The organism is Halomonas sp. ND22Bw (genome assembly GCF_003011945.1).
GTDB classification, from domain to species: Bacteria; Pseudomonadota; Gammaproteobacteria; order Pseudomonadales; family Halomonadaceae; genus Halomonas; species Halomonas halophila.
Genome location: NZ_PXWD01000256.1, coordinates 1 through 400, shown reverse-complemented (window position 1 = coordinate 400; position 400 = coordinate 1). Strand labels below are relative to the sequence as shown.

The following is a 400-nucleotide window of genomic DNA, read 5'->3' as shown; positions in this document are numbered from 1 at the left end:
GACCGCTCGCATTCTCATCATCGAAGACGAAGCCCTCGTAGCCATGGAACTCCGCTTCGTGCTGGAGGACCTGGGGCACGACGTCATCGGCGTAGCCGCCACCGCCAAGGCCGCGCGCGACATCGTGCGCGAGAACGACGTCGATCTGGCCCTTGTCGACATCCATCTTTCAGACGGGGCGACCGGCATCGACTTGGGTCGCGAGCTGGGGCAGGACATGGGGGTCAGCGTCCTGTTCATGACGGCCAATCCTGGCATGGTGCGCGACGGCGTCGCCGGCACCATCGGCGTCCTGTCTAAACCGACCGATGAGCGGGCGGTTCAGACCGGCGTGGACTACGCCCTTCGCCGTCGTCAGGGGCAGCCGACCGATTACGCACCCCCAGGCCTTCAACTGTTC

Annotated in this window: 1 protein-coding gene; it reads left to right on the top strand. The window is 65.5% G+C overall.

Annotated features, from left to right (window positions below):
- Positions 1-10: 10 nt before the first annotated feature.
- On the top strand, positions 11-400 hold a 390-nt coding region (locus CVH10_RS17945; protein WP_369335862.1), incomplete at its 3' end, for a response regulator.